Here is a 19778-nt window from a genome sequence, read left to right as displayed (position 1 = left end):
GGCTCAGGTTGTCACGACAATAACCTGCCCTCAAACGGCAAAGGTTAAAAATGGAAAAGGCCGCATAAGCGGCCTTGGGTTGTTTCAGTCATTATCTGAAATTTGCGAGGATCACTGCATCTGCTGGGCAGCGGCACCGTATTTGATTTTGGCCTCTTTACGCAGATTTTGCAGCAATGCTTCAAAGGCAAGCTGCGCGTTGTTCTGCGTGACGCCTTTGACCATTTCATTAATCTGCGCCTGTGGCATCGTACCGGTGCTGACCTTATCCACCGCCACCAGAACCACATTGCCCTGCATATCTTCGCTGACGCCCCAGGAGGGTTTGTTATCCTCAGGCTGTGGCAGGTTAAAGGCAGCCTGTGCCACCGGATCCTGCGTATTTCGATCAACCGTTTTACTGGCGCTCAGGGTCAGGCCTGCCGCTTTAAGCACATCTTGTTTTCCGGCTTTGAGGTCGGCTAACAGTTTATCGGCCTGGGCTTTAGCCTGCTGCGTCGCTTTGTCGTGTTTCAACGTGTCGATAATCTGTGCTTTAACCTTCTCCAGCGGTTCAACCGCTTCAGGTTTGTGCTCACTGATACGCAACACGAAGGCACGATCGCCATCCACACTGATGATGTCAGAGTTATTACCTGGCGCGCCATTTTGTCCAACAAGCCCGCCGTTGAAAATTGCCTGTTTCACCGCGTCAAAATCGAGATCTTTCGGCACGTCGTCACGGCTAAACCAGCCCGTTTCTGTGGCTTTCATGCCCGACGCCTGCTCCGCGCCCGCAAGAGACTCATTATCATTGCTGGCCGCTTCACTCACCTTCTGCTGCAGCTTATAGAAGGCATCCACTGCTTTTTCCTGCTTGACCTCATCCGCCACCTCACTGCGCACGTCAGCCAGCGGCTTGACCTGCTCAGGGATGATATCGTCGAGGCGCGCGATCAGGAAGCCAACGGAAGACTTGATCACGCCTGACAGCTGGCCTTTCTCTTTCAGTCCGGCATTTTTCAGCTCATCCGGCGTGGTAGAAGGTTCCAGCCAGCCCATATCGCCGCCTTTGCGGGCAGAAATCGGGTCAATGGATTTGGTTTTCGCCAGTTCGGCAAAATCAGCACCGCTTTTCAGCTGAGCCAGAATGGCGTTGGCATCGGCTTCCGTTTTGGTCTGAATGACGCTGTAGCGATCGCGCTGTGGCTGGGTGTAATCCGCTTTATGCTGATCGTACCAGGCCTGAATATCCGCATCGCTGGCGTTTTCCTGCATGCCTGCCGCATCCAGTTTGATATAGCTGACCCGGAACTGTTCAGGCGCCATAAAGCTGTTTTTATGCTGCTGATAATACTGGTTGATCTCGTCATCGTTGACGGTCTGCTTCGCCGCAAGTGCATTCACGTCCAGGGTTGCGGTCTGAATATCGCGCTTCTGCGCCACCAAATCCACCAGCTTGCTGGTTTCATTTTTCAGCATAAAGTCGGTGTTGGCGATGGCGTTGATGAGCTGCTGTGTCGCCAGCTGCTTGCGCAGCGCTTCCGCATACTGGTCGGCAGTAAAGCCCATGTTGCCGATCATCGCGTTATATTTGGCGTTATCAAACTTACCGTTCGTCTGGAAAGCAGCCTGATTGAAAATCGCCTGCTTAACCTGATCGTCACTGATGGCAATGTGCAGATCTTTGATGTAGCTGTCCAGTAAGGCCTGATCGATCAGCTGCGACAGCGCCTGCTGGCGCATCTGCTGCATGTAACCATCGTTACCTGCAAGCTGCGAGAACTGGTCGCCCAGCATCTGCTGCTGGCGGTTACGTTCGCTGTTAAATGCCTGATCTAACTGCGCCCGGCTGATCTCCTGACCGTTCACTTTGGCCGCATAATCATTGTTGCCGCCAATCAGATAGTTGCCAACGCCGGTCAGCACAAAGGAGAGAATGATCAACCCCAAAATAATCTTGAGCACGACATGGTTCGACGCCGCGCGTAAATTGTCCATCATGGTATGACAACACTCCGCTGTAGTGTGAATGTAAAGCCCTGTCGCAATAACGCCCTCTTCCCGGCGCATTACTCAGCTGCAAATCTTGCTGGCAGCAATAATCCTGTTGAGACAAGCCTTGCGACCTTTACTGCCTCTCTGGATATAAAAAAAGGCACATCTTATCGATGTGCCCGTATGTTACATGAGAACGCGTTAACCGTCCTCTAATCCACTCAAGAAAATGTGTTAATGAGTGGTGGCGTTGTCATTAGTTGACAGCGTCTTTCAGTGCTTTACCTGCACGGAAACCCGGTACTTTACCTGCCGGGATAGTGATCTCTTTACCGGTTTGTGGGTTACGGCCTGTGCGCGCTGCGCGCTCACGTACTGAGAAAGTGCCGAATCCCACCAGCGCCACTTCATCTCCGCCTTTCAGCGCATCAGAAACAGAGCCCATAAATGCATCTAACACACGTCCTGCTGCTGCTTTAGAAATATCGGCATCGGCAGCAATTTTATCGATCAGTTGTGACTTATTCACTCTATTCATCCCCTCTTTATTATTTCACATCGTACCCACGCTTCCTGTCGGGTACGAACGCGCAGCAAGTTATATCAAGCCTTATAAGCTGAAACAACGGTAATCCTCTTATAACGATGGTTCAGCAGCCACCTAAATTAGCGGCACAAAAAAAAGCTGGCAAGCACCAATTGGTGTTGCCAGCTCTGCTTTTTAACGGTTTATGCCATTAATCACTATTTTGCGGTAGCGACCTGCATGCCGTAAGGCGCGTTTTCCAGTGCAAGGTTCAATACTTCTTCGATGCGCTTAACCGGATGGATTTCCAAATCGGCAATCACGTTCTGTGGAATTTCTTCCAGATCGCGCTTGTTCTCGTCCGGAATCAGGACCACTTTAATGCCACCACGGTGCGCTGCCAGCAGCTTCTCTTTCAGTCCACCAATCGGCAGCACCTGACCACGCAGCGTGATCTCGCCGGTCATCGCCACATTTGACCGCACCGGGTTACCCGTCAGACAGGACACCAGCGCCGTACACATCGCAATACCGGCACTCGGTCCATCCTTCGGTGTTGCCCCTTCTGGTACGTGCACGTGGATATCACGTTTTTCGTAAAAGTCACCGTTGATACCCAGTTTCTCTGCACGTGCGCGCACGACGGTCAGGGCGGCCTGAATCGACTCCTGCATCACTTCACCCAGTGAACCGGTATAGGTCAGTTTCCCTTTACCCGGTACACAGGCGGTTTCGATTGTCAGCAAATCCCCGCCCACTTCTGTCCAGGCAAGACCGGTTACCTGGCCTACACGGTTTTCGCTGTCCGCACGACCATAGTCAAAACGCTGAACGCCAAGGAAATCCTTGAGGTTCTCACCATTGATGGTGATGTGCTTTTTGGTTTTATCCATCAGCAGCGTCTTCACGGCTTTACGGCACAGTTTGGACAGTTCACGTTCCAGGCTACGTACGCCGGCTTCACGCGTGTAATAACGAATGATGCCCACAATCGCGCTGTCTTCAACGCTGATCTCAGCGGCTTTCAAGGCATTGCGCTCAATCTGCTTCGGCAGCAAATGCTGTTTCGCGATGTTGAGCTTTTCGTCTTCGGTATAACCCGACAGGCGAATCACCTCCATACGATCCAGCAGCGGTGCCGGAATATTCATGGAGTTTGACGTTGCCACGAACATCACATCGGAGAGATCGTAATCCACTTCCAGATAGTGATCGTTAAACGCGATATTCTGTTCCGGATCCAGCACTTCCAGCAATGCGGATGCCGGATCGCCGCGCATATCCGAGGACATTTTGTCGATTTCATCCAACAGGAACAGCGGGTTTTTCACCCCCACTTTCGCCATTTTCTGGATCAACTTGCCCGGCATTGAGCCAATATAGGTGCGGCGGTGACCACGGATTTCCGCTTCATCGCGCACGCCGCCCAAGGCCATACGAACGTATTTACGGCCAGTCGCTTTTGCGATGGACTGCCCCAGCGAGGTTTTACCCACGCCCGGCGGTCCGACCAGGCAAAGAATCGGCCCTTTGATTTTGCTGACGCGACTTTGCACCGCAAGGTACTCAAGGATACGGTCTTTCACGCGTTCCAGACCATAGTGGTCCGTGTCCAGCGTTTCCTGGGCTTTGCGCAGGTCTTTCTTCACTTTGCTGCGCGCGTTCCACGGAACCTGCACCATCCAGTCGATGTAGCCGCGCACCACTGTTGCCTCTGCAGACATAGGCGACATCATTTTCAGCTTCTGCAGTTCGGCTTCGGCTTTTTCACGCGCTTCCTGCGGCATTTTAGCCGCATCGATTTTGCGTTTTAACGCTTCGTACTCGTCAGGCGTATCATCCATCTCGCCTAACTCTTTCTGAATGGCCTTCATCTGCTCATTCAGGTAGTACTCACGCTGGCTCTTTTCCATCTGCTTTTTCACGCGGTTGCGTATGCGTTTTTCAACCTGCAGCAGATCGATCTCAGACTCCATCATCGCCATCAGATATTCCAGACGCTCGTTAACGTCTGACATCTCCAGCACGGACTGTTTGTCCGCGAGTTTCAATGGCATATGCGCCGCAACCGTATCCGCCAGGCGCGCCGCATCATCAATATTGTTCAGGGAGGTTAAGACCTCAGGCGGGATCTTTTTATTCAGCTTGATGTAACCTTCAAACTGATTGATCGCCGTGCGCACCAGCACTTCCTGCTCACGCTCTTCGATCTCTGGTGAAACCAGATATTCAGCCTGGGCTACAAAGTGATCGCCGTTGTCGGCAAGCGTCGTGATGTTGGCACGCTGCAAGCCTTCAACCAGCACTTTCACCGTACCGTCTGGCAGTTTTAGCATCTGCAAAACGGAGGCGATGGTACCCACTGAAAAAAGATCGTTTATGCCAGGTTCATCCGTTGAAGCCTCTTTCTGTGCGACCAGCATGATCTTTTTATCATGATCCATTGCGGCTTCGAGGCACCGAATTGATTTTTCCCGGCCAACAAACAACGGAATTACCATGTGCGGATAAACTACCACGTCGCGCAAAGGCAAGACGGGGATTTCAATGCGTTCAGAACGCTCAGGATTCATAGAGCTCTCTCTTAGTTTCGTGTCCGCCAGGTGATGGGTACCGCAAAGGCAGGTATGCGGTTAAACCCACAGGTGTCTGAGTATATGGGGATGATTGTCAGACATTCAATGTCACAACGGTGAGAAATGCAAAAGGGGAAAGATTTTCCCCTTTATAGATGGCACAATGTGGACGATTTGTTTACTTATTCGCCAGAAGCCTGAGCTTCATGCTTGCCATAAATCAGCATGGGTTCGGACTGACCCTCAATGACTGACTCATCAATCACGACTTTCTCGACGTCGTCCATAGAAGGCAGATCGTACATCGTTTCCAGTAGTGCACCTTCCACGATAGAACGCAGACCGCGCGCGCCAGTTTTACGTGACATCGCCTTTTTCGCAATCGCCGTCAGGGCTTCATCACGGAATTCCAGATCAACGCCTTCCAGGTTAAACAACGCCTGGTACTGCTTGGTAAGCGCATTTTTTGGCTCGCGCAGAATCTGAATCAGCGCCTCTTCACTCAGCTCATTAAGCGTCGCGACGACAGGAAGACGGCCAATGAATTCCGGGATCAGACCAAACTTGATCAAATCTTCCGGCTCACACTGTGACAGCAGCTCGCCTTCCGTTGCTTTCTGCGATTTGCCTTTCACGGTGGCGCCAAAGCCAATGCCTGACCCGGTTTCAACGCGTTGTGAGATAACCTTATCCAGCCCGGCAAACGCACCGCCACAGATAAACAGAATTTTCGAGGTATCAACCTGCAAAAATTCCTGCTGCGGGTGCTTACGGCCGCCCTGCGGAGGAACCGCAGCCACCGTACCTTCAATCAGTTTCAACAACGCCTGCTGCACACCCTCACCTGAGACGTCACGGGTGATTGATGGGTTGTCTGACTTACGTGAAATTTTGTCAATTTCATCGATGTAGACAATACCACGCTGCGCTTTTTGCACATCGTAGTCACATTTTTGCAGCAGTTTCTGAATGATGTTTTCGACGTCTTCCCCCACATAACCGGCTTCGGTCAGGGTGGTGGCGTCCGCCATGGTGAAAGGCACATCCAGTAAACGGGCAAGGGTTTCTGCCAGCAGCGTTTTACCGCTCCCGGTAGGACCAATGAGCAGGATATTACTTTTACCCAGCTCGATACCGTTGCTGGTATCACCGTTGCGTAAACGTTTGTAGTGGTTGTACACCGCCACGGCCAGCACTTTCTTGGCCCTTTCCTGACCAATAACGTAATCGTCGAGGTGATGGCGGATCTCATGCGGCGTAGGCAGGGCGCTACGTTCGCGATGCGGGGCAACCTCTTTTATCTCTTCGCGAATAATGTCGTTACACAGATCAACGCACTCATCGCAGATATACACTGACGGCCCGGCAATCAGCTTACGCACTTCATGCTGGCTTTTGCCGCAAAAAGAGCAGTACAGCAACTTTCCTGAACCGTCTTTGCGCTTATCTGTCATCAGTTAACCTCTTCTTATTCTCAGGCCGTACCAGAAGTACAGCACTGGCCGTGGGTACACGGCCGATGTTCATTCAACCCATTATCACCTTGTCCTGTTAACTATAGACCAGAGACAAGGCGAAGTTAGGGCTTATTGGCGATGCGTCAGGATGGAATCGACCAATCCATACTCTACCGCTTCGCTGGCGGAGAGGAAACGGTCACGCTCGGTGTCACGCTCAATTTCTTCCAGTGACTTGCCGGTGTGCTCCGCCATCAGTTCGTTCATGCGCTGCTTCACCTTCAGGATTTCGCGCGCGTGGATCTCAATGTCAGTTGCCTGTCCCTGATAGCCACCCAGCGGTTGGTGAATCATCACGCGTGAGTTTGGCAGGCAGAAACGCTTGCCCTTCGTCCCGGCAGTCAACAGGAAAGCCCCCATTGAACAGGCCTGGCCCATACAAATGGTACTGACGTCCGGCTTGATAAACTTCATGGTGTCATAAATTGACATCCCGGCAGTAATCACGCCACCCGGTGAGTTGATATAAAGGTAAATATCTTTTTCCGGATTCTCTGCTTCCAGAAACAGCATCTGGGCCACAATCAGGTTAGCCATGTGATCTTCCACCTGACCGGTAAGGAAGATTACGCGTTCTTTAAGCAGACGGGAATAGATGTCGTATGAACGCTCGCCGCGCGAGGTTTGCTCGACCACCATTGGCACCAACGCATTGTGCGGTGCAGTAAACTCACGATCGCCACTGTATGACATTACCGTCTCCTGGATAAATTTCGTTGGCAACATTCTGTACCGATTTTACGTAAGACGAGCGACAAAAACTATGCTCTGCCTCTTACCGACAACTTCAGGACGGTTAATCAGTCAGCCGAACTGTTTTTGCATACTCCCTGTATCTTGGGATGCTGCTCAGTTGTTTCAAGCATAACAACCTTTTCATCAATCGCTAACCAGGAAAAAGCGATGCGTGAACAATTTGCCTAAAAATTAGCCAAATAGCGACAAACCAACTGGCAGCAAGCGTAATACAGAAAAAAGCCCGCGACTTTTCAGGCGCGGGCTTTAGCACAACCGGTTAAAAAGATGATTAGGCCTGAGCGGTCTGATTCATCAGTTCCTGGAAGTTAGTTTCTTTCTCAGAAACCTTCGCTTTCGCCAGCACGGCTTCAACAGCCTGCTCTTCCAGCGCAACGTTGCGCATGTTGTTCATCAGCTCGTTATTCTTGCTGTAGAACTCGATCACTTCCTGCGGATCCTCGTAGGCAGAAGCCATCTCTTCGATCAGCACTTTCACGCGGTCTTCGTCAGCTTTCAGCTCATGGGTGCGGATCACTTCGCCCAGCAGCAGACCGACAACAACGCGACGTTTTGCCTGCTCTTCGAACAGCTCACGTGGCAGTTCCAGCGCCTGCTTCTCGTCACCACCAAAGCGCTGTGCAGCCTGACGACGCAGAACGTCGATTTCGCTGTCGATCAGCGCAGCTGGCACGTCAATTGGGTTTGCGTCAACCAGACCGTCGATAGCCTGGGTTTTCACGCGGTTACGAATAGCGCCTTTCAGCTCACGTTCCATGTTCTTGCGCACTTCGGCACGCAGACCGTCAACTGAACCCTCTTCCACGCCGAAACGTTTAATGAATTCTTCAGTCAGTTCTGGCAGTTCACGCGTTTCAACTTTCTTCAACACGATCTCGAACTTCGCGTCTTTCCCTTTCAGGTTTTCCGCATGGTAGTCATCAGGGAATTTCACGTCGATAGTGAAGGTTTCGCCTGCTTTATGACCGACAACGCCCTCTTCAAAACCTGGGATCATGCGGCCCTGGCCCATCGCCAGAACGAAATCAGAGGCTTTGCCGCCTTCGAATTCTTCACCGTCAACAGAACCGGTGAAATCGATAGTCGCGCGGTCTTCTGCGCCGGCTGCTGCATCGGTTTCAATCCAGTTAGCCTGCTGCTTACGCAGGGTTTCCAGCATGGTATCCACATCCGCGTCAGTCACCTGAACCTGTGGCTTCTCGACTTCGATGTTTTCCAGGCCTTTCAGCTCAACTTCTGGATACACTTCGAATTCTACCGCATAGGTAAAGTCCTGACCTTCGGTGTATTCGCCTGGCACGTAGTTCGGTGCGCCAGCCGGATTAATTTTCTCTTTAATGATGGCGTCAACAAAGTTACGCGTCATCAGATCGCCCAGCACGTCCTGGCGCACAGAAGCACCATAGCGCTGTGCCACGATGTTCATTGGCACTTTGCCTTTACGGAAACCATCGATACGGACTTTCTTCGCCACATCCACCAGTTCTTTTTTAACGGCGCTCTCGATGCTGTCAGAAGCGACAGTAATCGTAATGCGACGGCCCAGGCCCTGAGTGGTTTCTACAGAAACTTGCATCTTGTTACCTCAAAAAATCACGTGCTCGGTCAACTTCAGACACCACACATTGGTTAATGCGCCGTATCCAACAACCGGGACGGCTTCCGTGAAGAGAACCTGATCCCTGTTACCAGAAGCGTCCCGAAGACATTCCGGAAAAATAGACGCAGCATTATAGCGGCATCGCTGAGATGAGTCGAGGATGCTAAGTCACCACTTTTCAGGGAGTTTGCTGTTTTTTTGAGCCACAGATCGCGTTTAGCCACCCTTAAACGCAAAAAACGGCCCGAAGGCCGTTTAAAACGCGGGCAATCAGGCTAGCGTTCCGGCGCCCCGGCAGTGAGGTGAAGCCAGTACCGTATCCTGCAATCCTTCCCACTCTTTCAAGGTGTAAGTGTGCAACGCAAGGGCATGGACGCTTCCCGCCAGCTCCGCGCTGAGTTCGCTGTAAATTGCGCGATGGCGCGCCAGGAAACGCTGGCCGGTAAAACGGTCACTGACGATCACGACTTTAAAGTGACTTTCCGAACCGGCAGGCACGTTGTGTCGGTAGCTTTCATCGTGGACCTCCAGATGAGCCGGCTCAAAAGCCAGGCGCAGCTTCTCTTCTATCTGTTCTCGAATCATGGTTTTACCCTCAATGGCGAGCGCTGTGCCCCATCTGTTTAAATATTAGTTGGTTTTCAGCCACTCTACGCGGTGACGGGCGGAATATTATCATTCCGCTGGGCGTATCGCGCGCCTTATCAGCCTGCTGTTTATGCCAGAAAGCGGGGGCGAAAAGCCGCAGCGCTCACTTTACCTCTTGCAGGGGGCTTTAATCACTGCACCGCTTTGCTATGATGGCCGCAGTTTTTGCACACCAACCCATGACACTAACGAGAAAGCGTATGTTGAAAAAACTGTTATTCCCACTGCTGGCTGCCTTTATTCTGGCCGGCTGTGCTTCCAGCAACAACACACTGACAATCCAACCCAAGATTCAGCTGCCGCAGCGCGATCCCAGCCTGATGGGCATCACCGTCAGCATTAACGGCGCAGACCAGCGCCGCGATCAGGCGCTGGCAAAAGTGAACCGTGATGGCCAACTGGTCAGTCTGACCCCTTCACGCGACCTGCGTTTCTTACTGCAGGAAGTGCTGGAAAAACAGATGACCGCACGCGGCTATATGGTAGGGCCTAATGGCGCAGTGGATCTGCAAATCATTGTTAATAATCTGTATGCCGACGTCACCCAGGGCGACGTGCGTTACAGCATTACGACCAAGGCGGACATTTCTATTATTGCTACCGCGAAAAACGGCAATAAGCAGATCAAAAACTACCGTCAGACCTACAGCGTAGAAGGTGCATTCAGCGCAAGTAACCAGAAAATCACCAATGCGGTTAACTCAACGCTGAGTGACGTGATTGCGGATATGGCGCAGGACACCAGCGTCAACGAATTTATCAAGCAGAACGCCCGCTAATTTTGTCCCCTGCCCGGCATGACGCCGGGCCCTTCTCAAGGTCAGTATGAATCACTACTTCCGCGTCTTCCGTCAAAAAAATGCCGCTGTTTTACTCCTGCTGGGATTTGCATCCGGATTGCCACTGGCATTAACGGGTGGAACGTTACAGGCGTGGATGACTGTGGATAATATCGATCTGAAAACCATTGGTTTCTTTTCGCTGGTTGGCCAGGCCTACGTATTTAAGTTTCTCTGGTCACCCATGATGGATCGCTACACGCCACCTTTTCTTGGTCGCCGCAAAGGATGGTTGCTGATCACCCAACTGGCGCTAGTGGCCAGCATCATCACGATGGGGTTCATGCAGCCCAGCCGGGATTTGACCCTGATGGCGGCGCTGGCGGTGTTAATCGCGTTCTGTTCTGCGTCACAGGATATTGTATTTGATGCGTGGAAGACGGACGTGTTGCCGCCGGAAGAGCGCGGAAGCGGCGCGGCCATTACGGTTCTCGGTTATCGGCTGGCCATGCTGATATCGGGAGGTCTGGCGTTATGGCTGGCCGATCGCTACCTCGGCTGGCGAGCCACTTACTGGCTGATGGCGCTGTTACTGGTGCCCTGCATCGTAGCAACGTTTATGGCTGACGAGCCGGATGACCGCCAGTCCGCGCCCCGCTCATTACGTCAGGCCGTGGTTGATCCGCTGCGGGACTTTTTTAACCGCAACAACGCCTGGCTGCTGATTACCCTGATCATTCTTTACAAGCTGGGCGATGCGTTTGCCGCCTCGCTCACCACCACGTTTTTAATCCGTGGCGTGGGCTTCAATCCGGGCGATGTTGGCCTGGTGAATAAGACGCTTGGCCTGCTGGCCACCATTATCGGGGCGCTCTATGGTGGCGTGCTGATGCAGCGCCTGAGCCTGTTTCGCGCCCTGATGATTTTTGGCCTGTTGCAGGCGGTGTCCAATTTTGGCTACTGGCTGCTGGCCGTCACCGACAAACATCTGTGGAGCATGGCGAGCGCGGTGTTTATCGAAAACCTGTGTGGCGGGATGGGCACGGCGGCTTTCGTCGCGCTACTGATGACGCTGTGTAATAAATCCTTTTCCGCCACGCAGTTCGCGCTGCTGTCCGCGTTGTCAGCGGTCGGCCGCGTTTACGTCGGCCCTGTGGCGGGTTTTTTAGTGGAATGGTGGGGCTGGCCAACCTTTTATGCCTTTACCGTACTGGCTGGCCTACCCGGCCTGGCGCTGTTAGCATTTTGTCGCAGCACGCTGGATTTCACACAAAAAACCGGGCAGTTTTTGCCGCGTACCCGCTTTGCATCGGGCTACCGCTGGACAAACCGCCTGTTTGCCGGCGGCTGTGGATTGCTGGCTTTATGGCTGCTGGCGCTGGCGCTGGACGCCGCGGGCCTGACTCGCCTGTCGGCCGTGCTGATTCCCTTGTTTGAGGCCGGTATGACGCTGGCGCTTTGTGGTGTACTATTCGGTGTGGTGCTGGATTATCGTGCGCTGCAGAAAGCAGAGGACTCCGCCGTTATCCGATAACGGCTCGTGATTTCGCCGCAATTTCGTACAGTCGATTAAGCGCGCCTAATTTGTCTTTGCGTGTCAATTTACAAAAAATTATTTCACTCACCGGGGGGATTACCCCCTGATATTTAAAACCGGTGCGCAATTAATTTGGTTAAAAATAATCGAATAAATGATGCAACATTGTTAAATAATTGGGTGATTAAAGTCAGGGTTATTCCTTTACCACTTTTGTTTAACCCTGTATCCATCTCTTTTTGTTATATTGCCGCCAACTGCTTGTCCACGTTAATAATTTGTCACCGAGAACAACATCTGTGACACCCTTAGCAAAAGGTGTCAACATGGTTCTGACACATCCTTAAGCTGGTTTACACTGCATAAACCTTCCCGTAAAATGCGCGCACACTTAAACGACAATAGAGCCCTTTGTCATTGAGGTCGTTAAATGAGACTCAGTAAATACAATAAAAGTTTGGGGATTTTGTCATTAATCGCAGGCACTTTATTAATGAGTGGCTGCGATAATGCATTGTTAAATCCCAAAGGACAGATTGCGCTGGAGCAACGTTCGCTGATCCTGACCGCTTTTGGTCTGATGATGATCGTCGTGATACCTGCAGTCTTGATGGCCATCGTGTTTGCCTGGAAATATCGGGCTTCAAACACGAATGCCAAATACAGCCCTAACTGGTCACACTCTAACAAAGTGGAAGCCGTGGTCTGGACCATTCCGATCCTGATCATTGTTTTCCTTGGTGTGCTGACCTGGAAATCAACCCACGCCCTGGAGCCGAGCAAACCGCTGGTGTCAGACGTGAAACCGGTTGAAATTGATGTGATTGCCCTGGACTGGAAATGGCTGTTTATTTATCCAGAACAAGGTATTGCGACCGTTAACCAGATCGCTTTCCCGGCGAATACACCGGTTAACTTCAAAATCACCTCTAATTCCGTTATGAACTCCTTCTTTATTCCTACGCTCGGTAGCCAGATCTACGCGATGGCAGGCATGCAGACTAAACTGCATCTGATTGCCAACGAGCCAGGAACTTTCGACGGTATTTCCGCCAACTTCAGTGGTCGCGGTTTCTCTGGTATGAAGTTTAAAGCCATTGCCACCAAAGACGACGCGGAGTTCCAGCAGTGGGTTGCCAAAGTTAAAGCGGCACCTAACACGCTGACAACGATGGATGATTTCGAAAAAGTAGCGGTACCAAGCGAAAATCACCCGGTGGAATATTTCTCTTCTGCTAATCCTGAACTGTTCTTGCAGGTCATCAACAAGTTCATGCATAGCCACGGGAAGATGGACATGCCTGAGCATAAAGGCATGGACATGAGTCACACCGCTACCGCGGGAGCCGAGGAATAATACGATGTTCGGAAAATTAACACTGGATGCTATACCGTTCCATGAGCCGATTGTCATGGTCACGGTCGCCGGTATCATCATCGCAGGTCTGGCGCTTGTCGCCGCCATCACTTATTTCGGTAAGTGGAAATATCTGTGGTCAGAATGGTTCACCTCCATCGACCACAAAAAACTGGGTATCATGTATATCATCATGGCCTTCGTCATGCTGCTGCGCGGCTTTGCCGATGCGGTAATGATGCGTACCCAGCAGGTTCTGGCTTCGGCCGGGGAAGCAGGCATACTGCCGCCGCATCACTACGACCAGATCTTCACCGCGCACGGCGTGATCATGATCTTCTTCGTGGCGATGCCGTTCGTTGTGGGCCTGATGAACATCGCAGTACCTTTGCAAATTGGTGCACGTGACGTTGCCTTCCCGTTCCTGAACAACCTGAGCTTCTGGTTTACCGCGATTGGTGTAATCCTGGTTAACCTGTCTCTGGGTGTCGGTGAATTCGCACAAACAGGCTGGCTGGCCTATCCACCGCTGTCGGGGGCAGAGTACAGTCCTGGCGTGGGGGTTGATTACTGGATCTGGAGTCTTCAGCTTTCCGGTATTGGTACCACGCTGACCGGTATTAACTTCTTCGTTACCATTCTGAAGATGCGTGCACCGGGCATGGACCTGTTCAAAATGCCAGTATTTACCTGGGCATCACTGTGCACCAACGTCCTGATCATCGCTGCGTTCCCGGTTCTGACCGTTACGCTGGCACTGTTGACACTTGATCGTTACCTCGGCTTCCATTTCTTTACCAATGATATGGGCGGTAACATGATGATGTACGTCAACCTGATCTGGGTTTGGGGTCATCCAGAGGTGTACATTCTTGTTCTGCCGGTCTTTGGTGTCTTCTCTGAAGTCACTGCGACCTTCTCGAAAAAGCGTCTGTTCGGTTACACCTCGCTGGTATGGGCAACCATCGCCATCACCGTGTTGTCGTTCATCGTTTGGCTGCACCACTTCTTCACCATGGGTGCGGGCGCGAACGTCAACGCCTTCTTCGGTATCATGACGATGATTATCGCCATTCCTACCGGGGTTAAAATCTTTAACTGGCTGTTTACCATGTACCAGGGCCGCATTCAGATGCACTCTGCGATGCTGTGGACCGTAGGCTTCCTGGTCACCTTCTCTGTCGGTGGTATGACCGGTGTTCTGCTGGCGGTGCCAGGTGCGGACTTCGTCCTGCACAACAGTCTGTTCCTGATTGCTCACTTCCATAACGTGATTATCGGTGGTGTGGTATTCGGTTGTATGGCCGGTGTGACTTACTGGTTCCCGAAAGCGTTCGGCTTTACGCTGAACGAAACCTGGGGCAAGCGCGCCTTCTGGTTCTGGATTATCGGTTTCTTCGTTGCCTTTATGCCGCTGTACGTACTGGGCTTTATGGGCATGACCCGTCGTCTGAGCCAGGACATCGACCCGCAGTTCCACTCGCTGTTAGTGGTAGCGGCAGGCGGTGCGGCACTGATTGCCTGCGGTATCCTTTGCCAGATCATTATGTTCTACGTTTCTGTGCGTGACCGCGACCAGAACCGCGATCTGACCGGTGACCCATGGGGCGCGCGTACGCTGGAGTGGGCAACCTCTTCACCACCGCCGTTCTATAACTTTGCTGTTATCCCGCATGTGCATGAGCGTGACGCTTTCTGGGAAATGAAAGAGAAAGGCGAAGCGTACAAGCAACCGGCTAAATATGAAGAAATTCATATGCCGAAAAACAGCGGTGCTGCGATTGTTATTGCCGCGTTTGCGACCATCTTCGGTTTTGCGATGATCTGGCATATCTGGTGGCTGGCTGGTCTTTCTTTCCTCGGCATGATCGTAAGCTGGATCGTGAAGAGCTTCGACGAAGACGTGGATTACTACGTTCCGGTTGCCGAAGTAGAGAAGATTGAAAAGCAGCACTTTGACGAAATCAGCAAAGCAGGTCTGAAATAATGTCAACTGAAACCGTAAAACACCACCACGACGCCCATGCGGAGCATGGGCATCACGATGCAGGAGCCAATAAAGTCTTTGGCTTCTGGATCTACCTGATGAGTGACTGCATTATCTTCGCAACCCTGTTTGCGACCTATGCAGTTATGGTTAACAGCACCGCCGGTGGTCCGGCAGGCAAAGATATCTTTGAACTGCCGTTCGTGCTGGTTGAAACCGCGCTGCTGTTATTGAGCTCTATCACCTACGGCATGGCCGTTATCGCCATGAACAAGGAAAACAAAGGCGCCGTTATCGGCTGGCTGGCGTTGACCTTCCTGTTTGGTGCTGGATTCATCGGGATGGAAATCTATGAATTCCATCATCTGATTGTTGAGGGCTTCGGTCCTGACCGCAGCGGCTTCCTGTCTGGCTTCTTCACGCTGGTCGGTACTCACGGTCTGCACGTTACCTCTGGTTTAATCTGGATGGCCGTGCTGATGTTCCAGATCGCTAAACGCGGTCTGAACGCCACCAACCGTACGCGTATCATGTGTCTGAGCCTGTTCTGGCACTTCCTGGATGTGGTCTGGATTTGCGTGTTCACCGTAGTTTATCTGATGGGAGCCATGTAATGAGTCATTCTGTTAACGAACATGGTGCATCACACGGTAGCGTGAAGTCTTACATGATCGGCTTCATCCTTTCTATCATCCTGACGGGAATCCCGTTCTGGATGGTAATGGATGGTAGCGCTTCTCATGGAACCATCCTCGGCGTTGTGCTGGTCTGTGCAGTGGTTCAGGTGCTGGTTCACCTGGTTTACTTCCTGCACCTGGACAGCAAGTCTGAAGGTGGCTGGAACATGGTGGCCATTGTCTTCTCAGCAATCATTATCCTGATTGTTGTCGTTGGCTCACTGTGGATCATGTGGAACCTCAACTACAACATGATGCCCCACTAAAGAGTCTGTGTAATGTTTAAGCAATACCTGCAAGTTACAAAGCCAGGAATTATTTTCGGGAATTTAATTTCTGTGATTGGCGGATTTTTGCTGGCCTCTAAGGGCAGCATTGATTACGCCCTGTTTCTCACCTCGCTGGTTGGTGTGTCACTGGTGGTTGCCTCAGGTTGTGTTTTCAACAACGTGATCGACCGCGACATCGATATCAAGATGGAGAGAACCAGGAATCGGGTGCTGGTTAAAGGCCTTATCTCCGCGAAAGTTAGCCTGGTTTACGCCACTGTGCTGGGTATTGCTGGCTTTGCACTGCTGTATTTTGGTGCTAATCCGCTGGCCATGTGGCTGGCGGTGATGGGCTTCGTGGTATACGTTGGCGTTTACAGCCTGTATATGAAGCGTCACTCTGTCTACGGTACGCTGATTGGCAGCCTGTCCGGTGCTGCGCCGCCGGTCATTGGCTACTGCGCCGTGACCAACGAGTTTGATGCCGGTGCCTTAATCCTGCTGGCTATCTTTAGCCTGTGGCAGATGCCGCACTCCTATGCGATTGCCATCTTCCGCTTTAAAGATTACCAGGCAGCCAACATCCCGGTGTTACCGGTGGTGAAAGGTATCTCGGTGGCGAAGAATCATATTACGCTCTATATCCTGGCGTTTATGATTGCCACGCTGATGCTGACGCTGGGTGGCTACGCAGGCTACAAATATCTGGTCGTTGCGTCTGCCGTTAGCGTGTGGTGGCTGGGAATGGCGCTGTCAGGCTACAAAACCTCAAACGATCGGGTTTGGGCGCGTAAGCTGTTCGTTTTCTCGATTGTGGCTATCACGGCCCTGAGCGTCATGATGTCGGTTGACTTTATGACGCCAGCATCGAAAGACCTGCTGACCTACGTGCGCTAATGTGTACTGCAACAGCATGAAACGGGCGCGATTTTCGCGCCCTTTCTTTTTGTTACGACTGCTTAAGAACTATTGTTTTACCCGCCCGCTCTCCCTACCTAAAATAAATGCAGCACATCAACAGAGGTTGGAATGAACGATAACAAAATGACTCCGGTGGAGCTGCGCGCCACATGGGGCCTTGGCACGGTCTTTTCCCTGCGCATGCTGGGAATGTTTATGGTCCTGCCGGTGTTGACCACCTATGGCATGGCACTTCAGGGAGCGAGTGAAACCTTAATCGGCGTGGCAATCGGCATCTACGGTCTGGCTCAGGCCATTTTCCAGATCCCCTTTGGCCTGCTGTCCGATCGCATCGGACGCAAGCCGCTGATCGTCGGCGGCCTGCTGGTCTTCGTCCTTGGCAGCGTTATTGCGGCCAGCACCGATTCAATCTGGGGCATTATTCTGGGGCGTGCGCTGCAGGGCTCCGGTGCAATTGCTGCCGCGGTCATGGCGCTGCTGTCCGATTTAACCCGTGAACAAAACCGCACTAAAGCGATGGCGTTTATCGGTATCAGCTTTGGCGTGACCTTTGCTATCGCAATGGTCTTAGGCCCGATCGTCACCCACAAGCTGGGCCTGAACGCGCTGTTCTGGATGATCGCGATGCTTGCTTCACTGGGCATAGCGATTACGTTATGGGTTGTCCCCTCCTCTTCTCATCACGTGCTAAATCGTGAATCAGGGATGGTACGCGGCAGCTTCAGTAAAGTGCTGGCCAATCCCCGATTGATCAAACTGAACCTGGGCATCTTCTTTTTACATATCTTGCTGATGTCGAGCTTTATCGCCCTGCCCGACCAGTTTGAACAGGCTGGCCTGCCGCCGTCAGAACACTGGAAGGTCTATCTGATCACCATGCTGATTGCGTTTGCCGGTGTGGTGCCCTTTATCATCTACGCCGAAGTGAAGCGAAAGATGAAGCGGGTCTTTGTCGGCTGCGTAGGCATGATGGTCATCGCCGAAATCGTCTTATGGGGCGCCCAGGGGCATTTCTGGACGCTGGTTGTTGGCGTACAGCTGTTCTTCCTCGCCTTTAACCTGATGGAAGCGATTCTGCCATCGCTGGTAAGTAAGGAGTCACCCGCTGGCTATAAAGGCACCGCTATGGGACTTTATTCCACCAGTCAGTTTCTGGGCGTCGCCATTGGGGGGAGCCTGGGCGGCTGGCTGTTTGGTCATTTCGATGCACAAACCGTGTTTATGGTCGGGGCGATTGTGGCCGCAGCCTGGCTGTTTGTCAGCATGACCATGCAGGAACCGCCTTATGTAAGCAGCCTGCGTCTGGTGCTGAGCGATGCCGCGCTGGCCGTGCCCACTCTGGAAAAACGCCTGAAAGCACAGCCCGGCGTTTCATCGGTGCTGATTGTGCCGGAAGAGAAAAGCGCCTACATCAAGATAGACAGTAAGGTCACCAGCCGACCTGAGCTGGAAGCGCTGATCGGCAGCTGCTAGTCGCGAGCGGCGCTTAACTGCGCGCGATCGTGGCGAAAGGTTAAGTCAGTTCGTGTCAGACATGTCGCCACAAACCACGTGAAAAAGGTGCCCTGCTTCAGGCACCTTTTTTCATCCGGCGATTGAGGATGGTTTACAACGACATATCCACCACAATACGGCCTTCAATCTTGCCTGCATGCATCCGGGCAAAGATATCGTTAATATTGCTGAGCGGTTCCACCGCCACGGTGGCTTTCACTTTATGACGGCTGGCAAAATCCAGCGCCTCCTGTAAATCCTTACGCGTTCCGACGATAGAACCCCGCACCGTAATGCCGTCCAGCACCATATCGAAAATAGAAAGATCGAATTTGCCAGGCGGCAAGCCGTTTAGCACCATGGTGCCCCCACGACGTAACGTGCCGATCGCCTGCTCAAAGGCTTTAGGCGACACCGCCGTGACCAGCACGCCGTGCGCGCCGCCAAAGTGCTCATGAAACACCCTGGCCGGATCGACGTTTCTGGCATTCGCCACCACGCTGGCGCCCAGGCGCTGGGCAAAGGCCAGCTTATCGTCATCGATATCGACAGCCGCCACGTTCAGCCCCATCGCGACGGCATACTGTATAGCCATGTGCCCTAACCCACCGATGCCGGAAATCACCACCCAGTCACCGGGTTTGGTATCGGTCATTTTTAACCCTTTATAGACCGTCACGCCCGCACAGAGCACCGGTGCCACCTCGTTGAACGCCAGGTTTTCGGGGATGATGCCGACATAGTTGGCGTCCGCCACGCAGTATTCGGCAAAACTGCCGTTAACCGAATAGCCGGTATTTTGCTGGCTGTGGCACAGCGTTTCCCAGTTATCGAGACAGTGCTCGCAGTGACCGCAGGCGGAGTAGAGCCAGGGCACGCCGACCCGATCGCCCACCTTCAGGTGATGTACGTTATCCCCCACCGCGACCACCTGCCCGACGCCCTCATGTCCCGGGATAAAAGGCGGAACCGGCTTCACCGGCCAGTCGCCCTCTGCCGCATGCAGATCGGTGTGACACACGCCGGTTGCCGCGATTTTTACCAGAATCTGCCCCGACCCAGGCTGGGGTACGGGCACCTGCTCAATCACCAAGGGTTCGCCGAACGCTTTAACAACTGCTGCCTTCATCATCGTGTTGATTGTCATCGTCATGATT

General features: G+C 52.5%; 16 protein-coding genes. 8 read left to right on the top strand and 8 right to left on the bottom strand.

Annotated features, from left to right (window positions below):
• Positions 1 to 111: 111 nt before the first annotated feature.
• The 7 genes from ppiD to bolA all read right to left on the bottom strand — a co-directional run bounded on the left by ppiD (position 112) and on the right by bolA (position 9537).
• Complete coding sequence (ppiD, locus tag DFO57_RS16715) at positions 112 to 1983, bottom strand: peptidylprolyl isomerase (protein WP_015700835.1); 1872 nt, start codon at positions 1981 to 1983, stop codon at positions 112 to 114.
• A gap of 250 nt (positions 1984 to 2233) precedes the next feature.
• Positions 2234 to 2506, bottom strand: a complete 273-nt coding sequence (hupB, locus tag DFO57_RS16710) for a nucleoid-associated protein HU-beta (protein ID WP_014606441.1) — start codon at positions 2504 to 2506, stop codon at positions 2234 to 2236.
• A 215-nt stretch (positions 2507 to 2721) separates the two neighbouring features.
• Entirely contained in the window at positions 2722 to 5076 is a 2355-nt protein-coding gene (gene lon / locus DFO57_RS16705) for an endopeptidase La (RefSeq protein ID WP_013024888.1), read from the bottom strand.
• A 185-nt stretch (positions 5077 to 5261) separates the two neighbouring features.
• A complete protein-coding gene (gene clpX / locus DFO57_RS16700; protein WP_013024887.1) occupies positions 5262 to 6533 on the bottom strand; it encodes an ATP-dependent protease ATP-binding subunit ClpX in 1272 nt (423 codons plus the stop codon).
• A gap of 132 nt (positions 6534 to 6665) precedes the next feature.
• Positions 6666 to 7289, bottom strand: a complete 624-nt coding sequence (clpP, locus tag DFO57_RS16695; protein WP_006117959.1) for an ATP-dependent Clp endopeptidase proteolytic subunit ClpP — start codon at positions 7287 to 7289, stop codon at positions 6666 to 6668.
• A gap of 334 nt (positions 7290 to 7623) precedes the next feature.
• Positions 7624 to 8928, bottom strand: coding sequence for a trigger factor (gene tig / locus DFO57_RS16690; protein WP_014593078.1), 1305 nt, complete (start codon positions 8926 to 8928; stop codon positions 7624 to 7626).
• A 294-nt stretch (positions 8929 to 9222) separates the two neighbouring features.
• Entirely contained in the window at positions 9223 to 9537 is a 315-nt protein-coding gene (bolA, locus tag DFO57_RS16685) for a transcriptional regulator BolA (protein WP_013024884.1), read from the bottom strand.
• A gap of 263 nt (positions 9538 to 9800) precedes the next feature.
• Here bolA and DFO57_RS16680 point away from each other — a divergent pair, with 263 nt between their 5' ends.
• The 8 genes from DFO57_RS16680 (at position 9801) to DFO57_RS16645 (ending at position 18600) form a co-directional block, all read left to right on the top strand.
• Complete coding sequence (locus DFO57_RS16680) at positions 9801 to 10379, top strand: lipoprotein (RefSeq protein ID WP_014606442.1); 579 nt, start codon at positions 9801 to 9803, stop codon at positions 10377 to 10379.
• Positions 10380 to 10425: 46 nt separating this feature from the next.
• On the top strand, positions 10426 to 11913 hold the full coding sequence (ampG, locus tag DFO57_RS16675; protein ID WP_013024882.1) for a muropeptide MFS transporter AmpG: 1488 nt from the start codon (positions 10426 to 10428) through the stop codon (positions 11911 to 11913).
• 433 nt (positions 11914 to 12346) lie between these two features.
• On the top strand, positions 12347 to 13273 hold the full coding sequence (cyoA, locus tag DFO57_RS16670; protein WP_014606444.1) for a cytochrome o ubiquinol oxidase subunit II: 927 nt from the start codon (positions 12347 to 12349) through the stop codon (positions 13271 to 13273).
• A 4-nt stretch (positions 13274 to 13277) separates the two neighbouring features.
• Positions 13278 to 15260: a cytochrome o ubiquinol oxidase subunit I gene (gene cyoB / locus DFO57_RS16665; protein WP_013024880.1), complete on the top strand. Its 1983-nt coding sequence runs from the start codon at positions 13278 to 13280 to the stop codon at positions 15258 to 15260.
• Positions 15260 to 15874, top strand: a complete 615-nt coding sequence (locus DFO57_RS16660) for a cytochrome o ubiquinol oxidase subunit III (protein WP_013024879.1) — start codon at positions 15260 to 15262, stop codon at positions 15872 to 15874. The genes cyoB and DFO57_RS16660 overlap by 1 nt, the downstream gene beginning before the upstream one ends.
• Positions 15874 to 16203: a cytochrome o ubiquinol oxidase subunit IV gene (locus DFO57_RS16655; RefSeq protein ID WP_013024878.1), complete on the top strand. Its 330-nt coding sequence runs from the start codon at positions 15874 to 15876 to the stop codon at positions 16201 to 16203. The genes DFO57_RS16660 and DFO57_RS16655 overlap by 1 nt, the downstream gene beginning before the upstream one ends.
• 12 nt (positions 16204 to 16215) lie before the next feature.
• The gene (gene cyoE, locus DFO57_RS16650; RefSeq protein ID WP_013024877.1) at positions 16216 to 17103 is read left to right on the top strand and encodes a heme o synthase; all 888 of its coding nucleotides are present in this window, start codon (positions 16216 to 16218) and stop codon (positions 17101 to 17103) included.
• 132 nt (positions 17104 to 17235) lie between these two features.
• Positions 17236 to 18600, top strand: coding sequence for an MFS transporter (locus DFO57_RS16645; protein ID WP_013024876.1), 1365 nt, complete (start codon positions 17236 to 17238; stop codon positions 18598 to 18600).
• Between the two features lie 133 nt (positions 18601 to 18733).
• On the opposite strand, the gene adhP is transcribed toward DFO57_RS16645, so the two are convergent.
• The gene (gene adhP, locus DFO57_RS16640; RefSeq protein WP_078829192.1) at positions 18734 to 19774 is read right to left on the bottom strand and encodes an alcohol dehydrogenase AdhP; all 1041 of its coding nucleotides are present in this window, start codon (positions 19772 to 19774) and stop codon (positions 18734 to 18736) included.
• Positions 19775 to 19778: the final 4 nt, after the last annotated feature.

It is taken from the genome of Pantoea sp. AG702 (assembly GCF_003182295.1).
Taxonomy (GTDB): Bacteria; Pseudomonadota; Gammaproteobacteria; order Enterobacterales; family Enterobacteriaceae; genus Pantoea; species Pantoea ananatis.
The sequence above is the reverse complement of the archived record's forward strand: the minus strand, read 5'-3'. Positions and strand labels throughout refer to the sequence as shown.